General features: G+C 71.0%; 11 protein-coding genes. 5 read left to right on the forward strand and 6 right to left on the reverse strand.

Going from position 1 to position 15513, the window contains the following annotated elements:
- Positions 1 to 34 precede the first annotated feature (34 nt).
- From KKZ08_RS03655 to KKZ08_RS03670, 4 genes are all read right to left on the reverse strand, one after another.
- Entirely contained in the window at positions 35 to 1159 is a 1125-nt protein-coding gene (locus KKZ08_RS03655; RefSeq protein ID WP_223778892.1) for an MFS transporter, read from the reverse strand.
- Between the two features lie 173 nt (positions 1160 to 1332).
- Positions 1333 to 2334 (reverse strand): polyphosphate kinase 2, encoded by a 1002-nt coding sequence (ppk2, locus tag KKZ08_RS03660; RefSeq protein ID WP_223773055.1) that lies wholly within the window; start codon positions 2332 to 2334, stop codon positions 1333 to 1335.
- A gap of 79 nt (positions 2335 to 2413) precedes the next feature.
- Positions 2414 to 3154 (reverse strand): response regulator transcription factor, encoded by a 741-nt coding sequence (locus KKZ08_RS03665; protein WP_223773056.1) that lies wholly within the window; start codon positions 3152 to 3154, stop codon positions 2414 to 2416.
- Positions 3151 to 4401, reverse strand: a complete 1251-nt coding sequence (locus tag KKZ08_RS03670) for a sensor histidine kinase (protein ID WP_223773057.1) — start codon at positions 4399 to 4401, stop codon at positions 3151 to 3153. Before KKZ08_RS03670 ends, KKZ08_RS03665 begins: the two co-directional genes overlap by 4 nt.
- Positions 4402 to 4670: 269 nt before the next feature.
- On the opposite strand from KKZ08_RS03670, the gene KKZ08_RS03675 reads away from it, so the two are divergent.
- From KKZ08_RS03675 to KKZ08_RS03690, 4 genes are all read left to right on the forward strand, one after another.
- Positions 4671 to 6881, forward strand: a complete 2211-nt coding sequence (locus KKZ08_RS03675) for an MMPL family transporter (RefSeq protein WP_223773058.1) — start codon at positions 4671 to 4673, stop codon at positions 6879 to 6881.
- Between the two features lie 384 nt (positions 6882 to 7265).
- Complete coding sequence (locus KKZ08_RS03680) at positions 7266 to 7826, forward strand: isochorismatase family cysteine hydrolase (protein ID WP_223773059.1); 561 nt, start codon at positions 7266 to 7268, stop codon at positions 7824 to 7826.
- A gap of 147 nt (positions 7827 to 7973) precedes the next feature.
- The gene (locus tag KKZ08_RS03685) at positions 7974 to 8978 is read left to right on the forward strand and encodes an RICIN domain-containing protein (RefSeq protein WP_223773060.1); all 1005 of its coding nucleotides are present in this window, start codon (positions 7974 to 7976) and stop codon (positions 8976 to 8978) included.
- Between the two features lie 257 nt (positions 8979 to 9235).
- Entirely contained in the window at positions 9236 to 10306 is a 1071-nt protein-coding gene (locus tag KKZ08_RS03690; protein WP_223773061.1) for a glycoside hydrolase family 5 protein, read from the forward strand.
- 116 nt (positions 10307 to 10422) lie between these two features.
- On the opposite strand, the gene KKZ08_RS03695 is transcribed toward KKZ08_RS03690, so the two are convergent.
- A complete protein-coding gene (locus KKZ08_RS03695) occupies positions 10423 to 11451 on the reverse strand; it encodes a LacI family DNA-binding transcriptional regulator (RefSeq protein WP_223773062.1) in 1029 nt (342 codons plus the stop codon).
- Positions 11448 to 13904 (reverse strand): glycoside hydrolase family 2 protein, encoded by a 2457-nt coding sequence (locus KKZ08_RS03700; protein ID WP_223773063.1) that lies wholly within the window; start codon positions 13902 to 13904, stop codon positions 11448 to 11450. The genes KKZ08_RS03695 and KKZ08_RS03700 overlap by 4 nt, the downstream gene beginning before the upstream one ends.
- A 268-nt stretch (positions 13905 to 14172) precedes the next feature.
- Between KKZ08_RS03700 and KKZ08_RS03705 the strand changes: the two genes are divergently transcribed.
- On the forward strand, positions 14173 to 15492 hold the full coding sequence (locus KKZ08_RS03705; RefSeq protein ID WP_223773064.1) for an extracellular solute-binding protein: 1320 nt from the start codon (positions 14173 to 14175) through the stop codon (positions 15490 to 15492).
- Positions 15493 to 15513: the final 21 nt, after the last annotated feature.

Here is a 15513-nt window from a genome sequence, read left to right on the forward strand (position 1 = left end):
GTGACGGCCGCTGACCGTGCGGTGCGGCCGGGTGCTAGTTGGCGGGCTTCGATCCATGACGGTGCGGCCGCCCGCCGAGCAGCACCGCGCAGGCCGCGACGGTCAGCAGGCCGCCGGCCAGGAAGGTGTCCCGCACATCGGCCCGCGCCAGGATCAGGGCGCCGAGCGCGGCGCCCGCCGCGATTCCGGCGTTGTAGGCACCGGAGTTGGCTGCGAGCGCGATGTCCGTGCGGCCCGGGGCGCAGTGCAGCATCGCGTTCTGAGTGGTCATGAACACCGGCCCGAGCGCACCGCCCATCAGCGCCAGGAACACCACCGCCGCCACCGGCTCGGTGCCGGCCGAGTACAGCCCGAGCATGCCCACCGCTTGCGTCGCCACGGCCGTGGTCAGCGCGGACTGCGGAAAGCGGTCTAGCAACGCCCCGGTGATGCTCACCCCGGCCAGACACGCGACGCCGAAGGCCAGGAACAGGGCGCTGACACGGTTCGGCGAGAACCCGCTCACGTCGCCGAGGAACTTCGCGATGTACGTGTATCCCGTGAATGCCCCGGTGGCGGCCAGCACCCCGGCCACGAGCACCGTTGCGAACCGGCGCGCGTCGGGACTGGTTCCGTGGGCGGCGGGTTCCTCGTCCGGACGCGAGGTCGGCAGCAGAACGGCGATCGTCACCAGAGACACGAGTCCCAGAGCCGCCAGCGCGGCGACGGGCGCCTGCCAGTCACTGTGCCGGCCCAGCCAGGTTCCGGCAGGAACACCGAGCACCAAGGCCAGCGAACCGGCGACGGACAGCGCCCCGACCACACGGCCACGGAACTCCGGCGCGAACAGGCCCACCGCGACCGGTCCCATCACGGCCCAGAACAGCGCCTGGGCGAGCGCCGTCAGCAGCCGCGACGCGAGGAGCGGCCAGTAGGACGTCGACAGCGCCGCACCCAGACTGGACACGACGAGCGCGGCCAGCAGTCCCGTGAGCACATGACGTCGGGGCACGGCCCGCACGAAGTGGGCGAGGGGAACAGACGCCACGGCCACCGTCACGCCGTAACCGGTGACCAGCAGACCCACCGCTGACAGGGACACCCGAACGCTCTCGGAGATGGGCTCCAAGAGGCCGATCGGCAGGTTCTCCGCGGTGTTGAAGGTGAAGGCCGCCAGCATCAGGGCCATGAGCACCGCCGGCGCGTGCCAGGGGGCCGGTCGCCCCTGGACCGCGCCGCTTCTTCCTGCCCCCGCCCGTCGCACCCGCTCCATGGCACCGTCCATGGAGGTACCTCACCGGGCTCACCGGCCCGCCGCAACCGAATTCGTCGCCCCTGGCCGGCCGACACCCGCTACAGCGTGGGCGGGCCCTGGCCTTCCGGATGCTGCCCGGGGCCTTCGTCGCTGCCGGCGAGCCTGCTGGGCGAGAGGTCCGTCGGGTCCTCCCCCGGCTCGAGAAGCGTGTCGGCGGCGCCGATCACCAGCGGGTCGGCCTTGCCCACCGCTCCTTCGTCCCTGGCCTCGTAGTCGACGCGCAGCAGGAGATGGCGCATCGCTTCGAGGCGTCCGCGTCTCTTGTCATTCGTCTTCACGACGGTCCACGGCGCGTGTTCCGTGTCGGTGGCCCGGAACATCTCCACCTTGGCGCGGGTGTAGGCGTCCCACAGGTCCAGCGAGGCGACATCGGTGGGGGAGAGCTTCCACTGGCGGACGGGATCCACCTGACGGATCGCGAAACGCGTACGCTGCTCGGCCCGGGAGACCGAGAACCAGAACTTCACCAGAATGATGCCGTCTTCCGTCAGCATCTTCTCGAACAGCGGTGCCTGGCGCAGGAATTGGCTGTGCTGCTCGGGCGTACAGAATCCCATCACGGGCTCGACCCCGGCGCGGTTGTACCAGGACCGGTCGAAGAACACGATCTCGCCCGCGGCCGGAAGGTGCGCGACGTACCGCTGGAAATACCACTGGCTCCCTTCGCGCTCCGTGGGTTTGTCCAGCGCGACCGTGCGCGCCCCGCGGGGATTGAGCCGCTCCGTGAAGCGTTTGATGGTGCCGCCCTTGCCGGCGGCATCGCGGCCCTCGCACAGCACGACGATGCGCAGTCCCTGGTCACGGACCGACTTCTGCAGCTTGAGCAGTTCGATCTGGAGGACCCGCTTGCGGCGTTCGTACTCATGGCGCCGAAGCTTCTGCGAGTACGGGTAATTCTCCCGCCACGTCCGCAGCGGACGCCCCTGTTCGTCCAGGAGTACAGGGCGCTCCGGGCGGGACTCGTCCACGCTCAGTCCGTCGAGCAGATTCTCCGCGTCCTCGACCGCGTCCTGGCCCTTGTCCTCGCCCTCGTCTTTCAACGACCCCTCCTCGACGCAAACAGGACAGAAAGAAAGACAGACAGCCCGACCCTAACCCACACACCGCCACCGGTCCGCACTACCCGGCCCGTCCGTCGCCGGGTGGTTCCCCGGCTGCCGTGCGGGCGGTGACCAGGCCCGATTCGTACGCGGCGATGACCGCCTGCGCCCGGTCACGGACGCCGAGCTTGTCGAAGATGCTGGTGATGTGATTCTTGACCGTGGAGATGCTGAGGTCCAGGGCACGGGAGATGCCGGTGTTGTCGAGGCCGGTGGCCATCAGGCGCCACACCTCAACCTCGCGGGGCGTGAGTTCGTCCCGCGCACCCAGGCCGGTGGGGGTCGGCCGCGCGTCTCGGGGTGCCCGTACGTAGGTGGCGATCAGCCGGGTGAGCAGGCGCGGCGCCACGGCTGCCTCGCCGGAGTGGACGGTCCGGATCGCCGCGCCCAGGTCCTCCGGGGAGCTGTCCTTGGGCAGGAACCCATGGGCTCCGGCGCGCAGGGCGCCCACGACGTACTCGTCCATGTCGAACGTACTGAGGGCCAGCACCCGGCAGCCGGGCACGTCGGCGGCGAGTTCCGCCGTCGCGGCGACCCCGTCGAGGACGGGCATCCGGATGTCCATCAGCGCGACATCGGGGCGCAGTCGGCGGGCGAGGGTGACGGCCTGCGCGCCGTTCTCGGCCTCTCCCACCACCTCGAAGGACGGGTCGGGAGAGAGGATCAGCGACAGACCGCGCCGGACGAGCGGCTGGTCGTCCACGATCAGCACCTTGATCCTCTGCCCCGTCGGCCCCGTCCCTGCCCCGGCCCCGCTCATCGGTGCCCCCCTTCGTGCGGCACGGCCAACCCTGCCCCCGCCGTTGCCTCGCCCGGCTCATCGGCATCGTCCGCGGTCAGCGGCAGGTCGGCGACCACGGCGTACCCCCCGTCCGCCCGCGGGCCGGCGGTCAGGGTGCCGCCGTGCAGGGCGACGCGCTCGCGCATGCCGATCAGGCCGTAACCGCCCGATACCTCCGCCGGCGCCCGCCCCTCCTTCGACGCCGCTCCCCCGCCGTCGTCCCGCACCTCGACGGTGAGCCCTTCCTGACGGTACGTCAGCTGTACGCAGGCCCGGGCCGGCCCCGCGTACTTGCGGGCGTTGGTGAGGGCTTCCTGGGCGATCCTGAACACCGTCAGGCCGACGGTCGGCGGAAGCGGGCGCCGTGGTCCGTGGACGCTCAGCTCGGTGGGCAGTCCGGCGAGGCGGGATTCGGCCACCAGGCGCTCCAGGTCGTCGGCGCCGGGCTGGGGCAGCGGCGGCACTGTCTCCGGTTCGTCGCCCGCCCTGAGTACGTCCAGGAGTTGGCGCATCTCGCGCAGCGCGAGCCGCCCGGAGGACTCCAGGGTGACCAGGGCGTCCCTGACCACGTCCGGTTCGGCGATGTTGGCCCGGGCGCCGCCGGCCATCAGCTGCATGGTGGTGATGTGGTGGGCCACGATGTCGTGCAACTCCCGTGCGATGCGGCGGCGTTCGTCGGCCACCGCGCGGTCGGCGAGAAGCCTGCGGTTGGCCGCGACCTCTTGCTGCCAGCGGTTGATCACCATGGCGGTGCCGACGACGATCAGGGTGGTGAGCGGCGCGACGACGGCGTCCTGCCAGCGCGGGATCCGGCCGTCGCTCTGGCTGAGCAGCGTCAGCGCGACCGTCACGGTGGCCGCGACCGCCGTCACCCGGCCGGGCCGGGCCCTGGCGACCGAGTACAGGGCGACCACCAGGACGGCGCCGAAGTGGCGGGGCAGCGGCACGGTGAGGGCGGCCGTCACATCGAGTGCCAGTACGGCGGCGAGCGCCGACACCGGGTGGCGCCGGCGTGCGAGCAGCGGCATGGCCGCCAGCGCGACGAGGAAGAACCCGGTCACGGTCACCGCGTGCCGGCCGTCGGGGTCGTCGAAGAACACGTAGCTGAGCAGGTTCATCGCGCAGGCGCCGCCGGTGACGAGCGCGTCGTTACGGGTCCATGGCGGGTCGGCGCCGTCGATGTGCGCCGTCTCCCGGGCGTCGCCGGGCCGGACCTGTCGGCTCATGGGCATGTGTGTTCCCTCTGTGTCCGGCCGCCTCGTGGCTCCCTGGCCAGGGTCGCACAGGTGTCCTGAGGGCCAGCACCCTGACCACGAGCGGGATCAACACCCTGACCAGGACCAGGGTCCTGGTCAGGGGCGCGGGCAGGACCCAGGTCCCCGGTGTGGATCATCCCCTGCCCCGACGCCCGCCGGCACCTCGAAGTGATGGTCTGGAGACCGGCCGGGAGCCCCCGGCAGACGTCCGCACTCAACTGCGTCCGCCGGAGGACCTCGTGATCCGCGCCCTGACCGGATACTCCACCAGAAACCCCTGGAAGGTCATCGCCTTCTGGGCGGTGCTGGGCATCGTGCTGAGCGCCCTGACACCGACGCTCATGGGGCGTGTCACCCAGAACCAGACCGGGGACTTCCTGCCCCGGAGCTATGACTCGGCCGCCGCGCTGCACATCGCCGAGGAACGGTTCGGGGCGGATCCCGATGCCACCACGGTGACGGTGCTGGTCGCCCGGGAGGACGGCGAGCCCCTCACCGCCGCCGACCGCAAGCGGATCGCGGCCGAGGCGGCGAAGCTCGCGAACCGCCGGGTCACCATGCCGAGGGAGGACGACCGGCCGAAGTTCCTGGTCCCGGACCGCTCCCAGACGCCGCGGGTCGCCCCGGCGATGACGGCGCCCGACCGCAGTTTCGAACTGCTCTCCGTCCAGCTGATCGGGAACCCCACGGACCCCGGGGTCCAGGGCGTCTACCGGACGTTCCGGGACTCCGCCCGGACGCAGTTCTCCGAGGCGGGGATGCGCACCGGTTTCACCGGCGGGCTCGCCGACCTCGTCGACACCACCGACTCCCACGAGACCGCCGCGAAGGTCGGCAGCGCCCTGCTCATGGGGCTCATCATCCTGCTCAACGTACGGGCGTTCCGCAGCGTGCCGGCGGCCGTGCTGCCGCTGCTCGCCGTCGTCATGATCGGTGGCGCGGCGGGCGGAGCCGTCGCGGGCGCCGCGCTGCTCACCGGGCGCAAGCTCGACGCGGGCACCCCGGATCTGATCACCGTGGTCCTGCTCGGCATCGGCATCGACTACCTGCTGTTCCTGCTGTTCCGTTTCCGCGAGCAACTGCGGGCGAGGCCGGGGCAGTCCGCCCGCGAGGCGGCCGAGCAGGTCTCCGGCCGGGTGGGCACCGCGATCACCTCGGCGGCGCTGACGATCGTGGCCGCGTTCGCCACGCTGGGTGTGGCGACCTTCGGGCAGTTCCGTTCGATGGGCCCCGCGATCGCCGTCGCGGTCCTGGTGATGCTCATCGGCAGCCTCACCCTGCTCCCGGCGCTGCTCGCGGCCGCCGGACGCAAGATGTTCTGGCCCTCCCGGACCCTCGACCACGAGCCGCGCGAGGGCCGGGCCGCCCGCCTCGGCGCGCTGGTCACCCGGCGGCCGCTGACGATGCTGCTCGGCTCCGTGGCCGTGCTCGCCGCCCTGGCCGCCGGGCTGATCGGCATCCGTATGGACTACGGCCGGGGCGACTCCGGTGACCGGACGCCCTCCTCCGCCACCACGGCCGAGATATCCCGCGCGCTGCCGGCCGGTGTGTCGGACCCGACGAGCGTCTTCGTCACCGCCAAGGGCGACGGCACCCTCACCATCGCCCGGCTCGACGGCCTCTCCCGCGGGCTCAAGCAGGTCAAGGGCGTGGGCCAGGTCGCGCCGACCGTCCTGAGCAAGGACCGCGGTGCCGCCCGGATCGACCTGTATCCGACCGCGGACCCGCAGAGCCAGGAGGCCCGCGACCTGGCCTCCGGCCCGATCCGGTCGGCGGCCGCCCGGCACACGCCCGCCGGGGCGACGGCGCACGTCGGCGGGACGGCGGCGATCTTCGCCGACATATCGACCGCCGTCGATCACGACCTGAGGATCGTGTTCCCGGTCGCCGCCGGACTGATCGCGCTGATCCTGCTGTTGCTCCTGCGCAGCCTGCTCGCCCCGCTGATCCTGATGCTCTCCGTCGGGTTCGGCTTCGCCGCGACCCTCGGCGCCGCCACGCTCCTCTTCCAGCACGGTCTCGGTGAGCCGGGCATCAGCTACACCCTGCCGCTGGTGCTGTTCCTGTTCGTCGTGGCGCTGGGCACCGACTACAACATCCTGATCGCCGACCGGATCCGCGAGGAGATGCGGCGACCGGGCCCGGCGCGGACCGCCGTGGCCCGCGCGGTACGGCACACCGCCCCGGCCATCGGGACGGCGGGCCTGGTGCTTGCCGCCTCCTTCGCCTCCCTCGCCACGGTCCCCGGCAACGAGCAGATGGCCTTCGCGACGACGCTCGGCATCCTGCTCTCCGCGCTCGTCCTGTCGCTGGTCCTGGTGCCCGCGCTGGCCGCGCTCCTCGGCCGGTCCCTCTGGTGGCCACTGCGCGCGCGGCCCGTCGAAGGGGGCCACGCACAGCGCGGGACACCGGCGCCGGTCTCGGGGCCCGGCCAGGTCAAGACGTACTGAGGCCGCCGCGCGGGCTCAGGCGGAGCCGGGCTCCAGGACCGGCGGGGCGTGCGGGAGTTCGGCCGTCGCGGCACACGAACCGCCGACCGACCGGTCCTTGCCGGGCCTATGTCGTCCGAGGGGCGCGCCACACCGGTCGCGTTCAGCCGGTCCGGGGTCTCCCGGGCGCCCACGGGATACCGGGCGCCCTTCTCGGGTATCTTCAACTGCTTGCAACTGACCTCTACTTGGCCGTCCGAGCCGACCTGGATGCCGGTCGACCAGGCGTAGGTCGGCAGGCCGTCCACCTTCGGACCGGCGTTCACCACCCGGACGGCGCTGGCCAGTTGGCGGGACCACGCCCGCGCCACCACCGAACCGACTTCGTTCCTGGAGACAGACGACATGAGCAGCGCCCTTCTGGTGATGGACGTCCAACAGGCCATCGTGGACATCGCCGACGACGGTTCCGGGTATCTGCCACGTCTGCGCAAGGCGATCGACGGGGCCCGGGCGGCGGACATGCCCGTCATCTACGTGGTCATCGCGCTGCGCCCCGGCTTTCCCGAAGTCGGCACGCGCAACAAGCCTCTCGCCGCCATCGCACGGGCCGGTCTCTACGTCGAGGGCGCGCCCGGCACCGAGATCCACCCCGACGTCGCGCCCCGGCCGGGCGACGTGGTGGTCACCAAGCGGCGGGCGAGCGCGTTCTCCGGCAGCGATCTCGACGTGGTGCTGCGGGCGCGCGGCATCCACAGCCTCGTACTCACCGGCATCGCCACCAGCGCCGTGGTGCTCTCCACCCTGTGCCAGGCGAACGACATGGACTTCGGCCTCACCGTGCTCTCCGACGCCTGCCTGGACACCGACCCGGAAGTGCACCGGGTCCTCGTCGAGCGGCTGTTCCCGCAGTGGGCGGACGTCGTCACCGTCGACGAGTGGGTCAAGGCGATCGCACCTCGATAGCGGCGGCCCATCGTCCCGCGCGGCCGCGTCAGCACCGCGTCAGCACCGCCGGGCAGCATCTGCGCCGCCATGCCCGCGTCCGCGCGAGCCGAGCCGGCGGCTCAGCCCGCCGGGGCGGGCCTGTTCCCACAGGGATGGAGAACTCCCATGCTGAGGTTCCGTTCACCCCGTCCGTACGCGGCCGCCCCGCCCCTGGTCCTCGTCCTGGCGCTGGTCCTGGCCCTGCTGACGGTCGGCGGCCCGGCGGCCCGGCCCGCGACCGCCGCCGCGGGCCAGGGGATCAACATCGCCGCGACCCACACCGGCATGTGCCTGGAGGTGGCCACGCAGGCGACCGGCGAGCCCGTCAGACAGCGGCGCTGCGCCGGGCGGGAGGGAGCGTCGTGGAGCCTGCGGGAATCCGCGGTATACGGCGGGGCGGTGCAGATCGTCAGCGTCCTCAGCGGCAAGTGCATGGCGGTGGAGAACTCCAGCGCCGACAACGGAGCCGCCGTCGTACAGGCGGACTGCGACAACCGGCCCGGGACGAGCTTCCAGTTCGAGGACCACGAGGAAGCCGCGCTGGTACACCCGATGACGGCCGGACCGCGCAAGTGCCTTGAGGTCACCTCCTCCGCCACCACGGACGGCACGGCACTGCGCCAGTGGTCCTGTGACCGCCAACCGGGCGCGAACTTCGTCCAGGGGAACTTCCGGGGACTCCAGGAAGGCTGGATCAAGATCCGTCCGGCGAGCGCGCCCGGGCTGTGCCTGACCGAGGGACGCGCTGGATTCCTGAACGCCCCGGTCGCCGTGCAGCGTTCGTGCGCGCAGGCCACGTCGCCGCGCACGTACCTCGTGCCGCAGGGCAACAGCCTGTTCAAGTTGCAGTGGCACAGCACCCAGGCCGGCATCCGCTGCCTCACCATCTTCATCGTCAGCTCGGTGGCCGACATGCTGGAGCCCACGACCAACTGCGCGGGAGCCAACGTCTTCTACATCGAGGCGGTCGACACGCCCGTGCCCAACACCTACCGGATCTACACGCTCTACACGTCCGACCGGAAGTACTGCGTGGGGATCAGCGACAGCTCCACGGCCGAGGGTGCCACGGCCAAACAGGCGCCCTGCGCCGACCGCACCGACCAGGTGTTCTTCATCGACTCCGTGTGACGTCGGTCGACTCCCGTGTGACGTCGACGGCGGCGCAGGAAGAATCACTGAACTCCCGCTAAACTTAACCGGTTTGGCTCCTGCTGTTGTCTCCGTAGACGCCTCGTCCTAGCCTCTCTCCCAGTCGCCGGCCGAAGGGATTTTCCCCATCATCCCTTTCGTGGCGAAGTCATCAGCGGATGACTTTCCGGCGCATTCCCCGTTCCGGCGTCTCGTGTCACGTCGCACGCGCCACCACCCTGGGAGCAGGAATGAGAATGAGACTGGCCACCGCGGCGGGAGCGTTGCTGGCCCTCGCCGCGTCCATACTGACGGCGCCCTCCCCCGCGCAGGCCGCGGATGAGGGGGCCAGGAGCCGGGCCGAGGCGCGGAACGGGACACGGGCCGTACCGGGCTTCCACGTCGCCGGAGGGCGCCTGCTCGACGCGACCGGCAAGGACTTCGTCCTGCGCGGCGTGAACCACGCCCACACCTGGTATCCGAGCAGGACCGCGCAGGCGCTGAAGGACGTCAAGGCGCTCGGCGCCAACTCCGTACGTGTCGTACTCTCCACTGGTGACCGCTGGGCCAAGAACGACACCGCCGATGTCGCCGCCGTCGTCGCACAGTGCAAGCAGAACCGGCTCGTCTGCGTCCTGGAGGCCCACGACACCACCGGCTACGGCGAGCAGAGCGGAGCCATCTCCCTCGCGCGCGCCGTGGACTACTGGATCAGCGTCAAGGGCGCGGTGCAGGGCCAGGAGAAATACGTCATCCTGAACATCGGGAACGAGCCGCACGGCAATTCCGGCTACGCGTCATGGACGTCCGACACCAAGAACGCCCTCGCCCGCATGCGCACGGCCGGGTTCCACCACACGCTCATGGCCGACGCCCCCAACTGGGGCCAGGACTGGTCGTTCACCATGCGCGACCGTGCCGCAGAGGTATTCGCCGCGGATCCTCGGCGGAACACGGTGTTCTCGGTCCACATGTACGGCGTATTCAACACGGCCGACAAAGTGAAAAGTTACCTCAACCGGTTCACCTCGCAGCGTCTACCCATCGTCGTGGGCGAGTTCGGCGACATGCACTCGGACGGTGACCCGGACGAGGCCGCCATCATGTCCACCGCGCGCCAACTCGGCGTGGGCTATCTCGGCTGGTCCTGGAGCGGCAACGGCGGCGGTGTCGAGTATCTGGACATGGCCACGGGCTTCGACGCCTCCCGGCTCACCTCCTGGGGGCAGCGGATCTTCCACGGCGCCGACGGCATCCAGCAGACCGCGAAGGAGGCCGGCGTCTTCACCGGCTCCCGTGCAGCGAAGGGCAGCCGGGCGGCCGGCTGACGGCTGACGGCTGACGGCTCGCGACGGTCACCGGCCACCGCCCGACTGAAGGAGCAAGGAGGGCCGCGTCCGCACCGGACACGGCCCTCCTCTGCCGCTACGAGAACCCGCCCCCGCTACGAACCCGGCGCCGGCGCGGTGGAGCCACGCGGGGTCAGCGATGGCGTCGGCACCTGAAGGCCGTCCGTGTCGGTGCCGTTGACCACGTCGAAGAGGACACGTGCCACCTCGGCGCCGAACTGGTGCACGTCGTGGCTCATGGCCGACATCGTCGGGTGGGTGATCCGGCACAACTGCGAGTCGTCCCAGGCCAGCAGCGACAGATCGTCGGGGACGGTGAACCCCATCTCAGCGGCGACACCCGCGCCCGCGACGGCCATGATGTCGTTGTCGTAGACGATCGCCGTCGGCCGGTCGGCGGCGAGCAGCAGAGTGCGGGTGGCACGGGCCCCCTCCTTCTCGTCGAACCCCGTGGCGATCTGCCGCTCCTGGTCCAGCCCCAGTTCCCGGGTGACGGCGGTGAAGGCGCGGGCCCGGATCGCGCTGTGCCCGAGGTCGGCCGGGCCGCCGACGCGGGCGATGCGCCGGTGCCCGAGGGCGGCGAGGTAACGGACGGCCTCGGCGACCGCGGACGCGTCGTCCGTCCATACCGCCGGGAAGGGCCCGGTGAGGGAGGGATGCCCGACCGCCACGGCGGGCAGGCCGAGGCCCTGGAGGGACGGGACCCTCGGGTCGTCCTCGCGGAAGTCCACCAGGATCGCGCCGGCGATCATCCGGCCGCGCCACCACTCCTTGTAGAGCGCGATCTCCTCGTCGAGGTCGCGCACCAGGCGCAGCAGCAGCGAGCACGACCGCTCCGCGAGGATGCTCTCGATGCCGGAGATGAAGTCCATGTAGAACGGTTCGAGGCCGAGCAGCCGGGCCGGCCGGCACAGGGCGAGCCCGACGATGTCGACCCGGCGGTTCGACAGGCTGCGGGCGGTGGCGCTGGGGGCCCAGCCCAGCTCGCGGGCGACCGTGAAGATCCGCTCGCGGGTGGCCTCGGAGACGCCGGGCTTGTGGTTGAAGGCGAGCGACACCGCCCCCTTGGAGACCCCGGCCCGGGCCGCGACGTCCTTGATGGTGACGCGCTGGGTGCCGCTCACCTCACGTCCACGCAGAAGAGGGCGGCCCTGATGTCCTGGATGCCGACGGCGCCACAGCCGTGGACCCGGATGCGGGTCCGCTCACCCGGCAGCAGGGTCTGGCGACCGCTGTCGCAGGCGGCGGCCGGGCCGAGCCGGTCGGGCTGGAGCAGGAGGTCTCTGACGAGGGTATGGGCGCTCACCACGACGTCGACTCTATCCCCCGGCCCTGGCACCGGTTCCAGGGCGACGTCGTAGCGCGGCCGAGGGTACGCGAAGTCCTTGTCGGGCACGGGGAAGTGCAGGGCCCGCAGCCTTCCCTCACCGTCGCCGGCATCACCGCCGTCGGCGACCAGGAACTCCTTGGCGGACCGCTCATCCGGTACGAGGCTCGCGGGCACCGCGAGCCGGGCGACGGACCGGGCGCCCGCGGCCACGTCGAGGACGGCCTCGTCGAGCGTGGCGCCCTCGGCGTCCAGCCGTCGCAGGGTCACCGTCGTACGCCAGGGTCGGGCGGACTGGTTGACCGCGGCGAGCACGAGTCCGTCGGCGCCCGGCTGGAGGGTCAGGAGCCGGTCGGCGTAGACGCGGCGCAGTTCGTGGTGGAGCGGCTTGAGGCGTCCGTCGCCGTCGATGGCGGACCAGGAGGTGACCGGCCAGCAGTCGTTGAGCTGCCAGACGACGGTTCCCGCGCACACCGGCCAGTGGGCGCGCCAGTGCTCGATGCCCGCGGCGACGGCGCGGGCCTGCACGAGCTGGGTCAGGTAGTGCCAGCGGTCGAAATCGCCCTCGGGCAGCGGGAAATGGCGGGCGACGCCGCGGTTCAGCTTGTCGTTCCCCTCCTCGGCCTTCTGGTGGTGGAGCATGCCCGGGGAGTCGGGGGCGAGTTCCTCGCCGAGCAGGGCGCGGCGCAGGGTGGCCCAGGCGGGTGGCGCCTGCCAGCCGAACTCGGCGACGAAGCGCGGCACGCTCGCCCGGTACTCGGCGTAGTCCTGCCGGTTCCACACCTCCCAGGAGTGATGGGTGCCGTGGGCGGGGTCGTTGGGGTGGTGGTCCCAGGAGCCGGACCAGGGGCTGCCCGCGGTGTACGGGCGGGTGGGGTCGAGTTCGGCGACGACGCGGGGCAGCAGGCCGAGGTAGTAGCCCTCGCCCCAGGAGTCACCGGCGAGCGGCCCCTCCCAGTCCCAGTCGCGGAAGCCCCACAGGTTTTCGTTGTTGCCGTTCCACAGGACGAGCGAGGCGTGCGGCATGAGCCGGACAACGTTGTCGCGGGCCTCCGCCTCGACCTCGCGGCGCAGCGGCTGTTCCTCCGGGTAGGCGGAGCAGGCGAAGAGGAAGTCCTGCCAGACCATCAGGCCGAGCTCGTCGCAGGCGTCGTAGAAGGCCTCGTCCTCGTAGATGCCGCCGCCCCACACCCTTACCAGGTCGACGTTGGCGTCGGCGGCCTGAGTCAGACGCGTGCGGTAGCGCTCGGGGGTGATCCGGGAGGGAAAGGCGTCGTCGGGGATCCAGTTGACGCCGCGGGCGAAGATCCGTACTCCGTTGACCACGAGGGTGAAGCCCGTGCCGTGCTCGTCGGCCGAGCGGTCCAGCTCGACGGTGCGGAAGCCGATCCGGCGGTGCCAGGTGTCGAGAAGGCCGCTGTCGTCGCGGTCGTCGCTGTCGTCGCTGTCGTCGCTGTCGTCGCGCAGGGTGAGGCGGAGGTCGTACAGGGGCTGTTCGCCGTAGCCGCGGGGCCACCACAGACGCGGGTCGGGAACGTCGAGGCGCAGCACCGCCTCGTCACCGGTGACGACGGTTTCGGCGCGGACGCCGGCCACCTCGGCCTCGGCGTGCAGCGTGCGTCCCCGCCCCTGCGGGGTGCGTTCCAGTTCCAGCCGCAGCTCGACCCGGCCGGTCTCCCCCTCCACCGTGACCAGGGGGCGCACGCGGGCGAGGCGCGCGGTGGACCAGTGCTCGAGCCGCACCGGCCGCCAGATGCCCGCGGTGACCAGCGTCGGGCCCCAGTCCCAGCCGAAGTTGCACGCCATCTTGCGGATGTACTGCGAGGGCTCGGGATAGACGTTGGGCCGCTCCCCCGTCACCGCCCGGACGGCAGCGGCCTCGTCGTAGGCGGAGGCGAACCGGACCTCCAGTTCACCGGTGCGTCCCGTGACGTCGAACCGGTACCCGCGGTGCATGTTGCGGGTGGTGCCGACGGGGCGGCCCGCGAGGGTGATGTACGCGGCCGTGTCGAGGCCCTCGAAGACGAGGTCGGTGCGCTGGTGGCCGCTGTCGTCGTCGAGGCGCCGGACGTAGGTCCAGGCGCGGCGCCCCACCCACGCGGCGTCCGTTTCGTTGCGGCCGAGGAAGGGGTCCGCGAGGGCCTGCGCCGCCAGCAGGTCGGTGTGGACGCAGCCGGGCACCCGGGCCTCAAGGAGTTCCTCCCCGTGGCGCAGCCGCCAGCCCTCGGTGAGCTGGGTGACGTCCTTCATGGTGCGGCTCCAATCGCCTGACTCAGGCCGGTCAAGGGATAACGGCGGACAACCTAACGCGCTGATCAGCGCACTGTCCATAAACCGGTCTAGTTACGGTTCCGTAGAAAAACAGCAGCTGATGTGCATGTCAGATGCCACTCGAGGTTGCGTCGGTAACGATTGAGCATCTTGCACGCATCCTTAGCTTTACCGGTTAAGGAGTGGCTGACATAGTGCCGACATCCCACTCGCAGAGCTGAGCCGCAATCCTGAAGGAGCCGGGCACATGGGGAAGAAGAAGACGCTGACGGGAGCGCTTCTGGTCGCCGCGACGCTGACCGTCGCCGGGTGCGGTGGCGGAGGGGCGGCCTCCGGTGAGACGGCGAAGTCACCGGCCGATCCGGCCGACGCCTCGGGCACCATCAAGGTCCTCACCCACCGCACCGACCTCGTCCAGAACGGGACGATGGACAAGTACGCCGCCGAGTTCAACAAGACCTACCCCAAGGTGAAGGTCGAGTTCGAGGCCCTCACCGACTACGAGGGGGAGGTCAAGATCCGGATGAACACCGACGACTACGGCGACGTCCTGATGATCCCGGCCGCCGTGGCCAAGAACGACTACCCGAAGTTCTTCGCCCCGCTGGGCTCCGCCGCCGAACTGGCGGACACCTACCGCTTCAGCGACAAGACGACGGTCGGCAAGAAGGTCTACGGCATCGCCCAGTTCGGCACGGCCAACGGCTTCGTCTACAACAAGGCCGTCTGGAGGAAGGCCGGCGTCAGCGAGCCGCCGGCCACCCCGCGGGAGTTCCTCGCCGCCCTGAAGGCGGTCAGGGCGAAGACGGACGCCCTGCCGTACTACACGAACTTCAAGGACGCCTGGCCGCTGACCGCCTGGAGCAACAACATCGGCTCCGTCACCTGTGACGCCGAGGCCACGGACAAGCTCGCGGGCGCGGTCTCCCCCTGGAAGCGGGGCGGCGAGCTGCACACCATCGACTCGCTGCTCCACGACATCGTCAAGGGCGGCCTCTCGGAGAAGGACCCCAGCACCACCAACTGGGAGGCCTCCAAGGGGCTGATCGCCGAAGGAAAGGTCGCCACCATGCAGTTGGGCTCATGGGCGATCACCCAGCTGCGCGACGCGGCCGTGAAGGCCGACACCGACCCCGACGACATCGGCTTCATGCCCTTCCCCGTGCGGAAGGACGGCAAGCACTGTGCCGTCCTCGCCAGCGACTACCAGCAGGCGGTCAACGCCCACTCGTCGCACAAGACCGCCGCCCGTGCCTGGATCGACTGGTTCACCGAGAAGTCCGGCTACTCCGCGAAGGAGGGCGCCGTCCCGACCCTGAGGTCCGCTCCGATGCCGAGCACCCTGAAGGACTTTGTTGACAACGATGTCACCTTCCTGGAGCGCTCCGAGGCGAAGACCGGCGAGGTCAACACGATCGACAACGCCGCCGAGATCGGCCTCAACAAGCCCGACTACCGCCAAAAGCTCGTCGACCTCGCGCGGGGCGCCCAGCAGGGCAGCCTCGACGACTACTTCGCGGACCTCGACAAGCGGTGGAACCAGGCGGCCGGGACCGCCGGTTCCTGACCGGCGCCGGTTCCTTCGGCC

The organism is Streptomyces sp. 135 (genome assembly GCF_020026305.1).
Taxonomy (GTDB): domain Bacteria; phylum Actinomycetota; class Actinomycetes; order Streptomycetales; family Streptomycetaceae; genus Streptomyces.

What these genes read in the sequence shown, in the direction of transcription:
- KKZ08_RS03655 (WP_223778892.1), bottom strand. Translation starts at nt 1,159, where the DNA reads ATGCTGGCGGCCTTCACCTTCAACACCGCGGAGAACCTGCCGATCGGC.
- KKZ08_RS03665 (WP_223773056.1), bottom strand. Translation starts at nt 3,154, where the DNA reads ATGAGCGGGGCCGGGGCAGGGACGGGGCCGACGGGGCAGAGGATCAAG.
- KKZ08_RS03670 (WP_223773057.1), bottom strand. Translation starts at nt 4,401, where the DNA reads ATGAGCCGACAGGTCCGGCCCGGCGACGCCCGGGAGACGGCGCACATC.
- KKZ08_RS03680 (WP_223773059.1), top strand. Translation starts at nt 7,266, where the DNA reads ATGAGCAGCGCCCTTCTGGTGATGGACGTCCAACAGGCCATCGTGGAC.
- KKZ08_RS03685 (WP_223773060.1), top strand. Translation starts at nt 7,974, where the DNA reads ATGCTGAGGTTCCGTTCACCCCGTCCGTACGCGGCCGCCCCGCCCCTG.
- KKZ08_RS03690 (WP_223773061.1), top strand. Translation starts at nt 9,236, where the DNA reads ATGAGACTGGCCACCGCGGCGGGAGCGTTGCTGGCCCTCGCCGCGTCC.
- KKZ08_RS03700 (WP_223773063.1), bottom strand. Translation starts at nt 13,904, where the DNA reads ATGAAGGACGTCACCCAGCTCACCGAGGGCTGGCGGCTGCGCCACGGG.
- KKZ08_RS03705 (WP_223773064.1), top strand. Translation starts at nt 14,173, where the DNA reads ATGGGGAAGAAGAAGACGCTGACGGGAGCGCTTCTGGTCGCCGCGACG.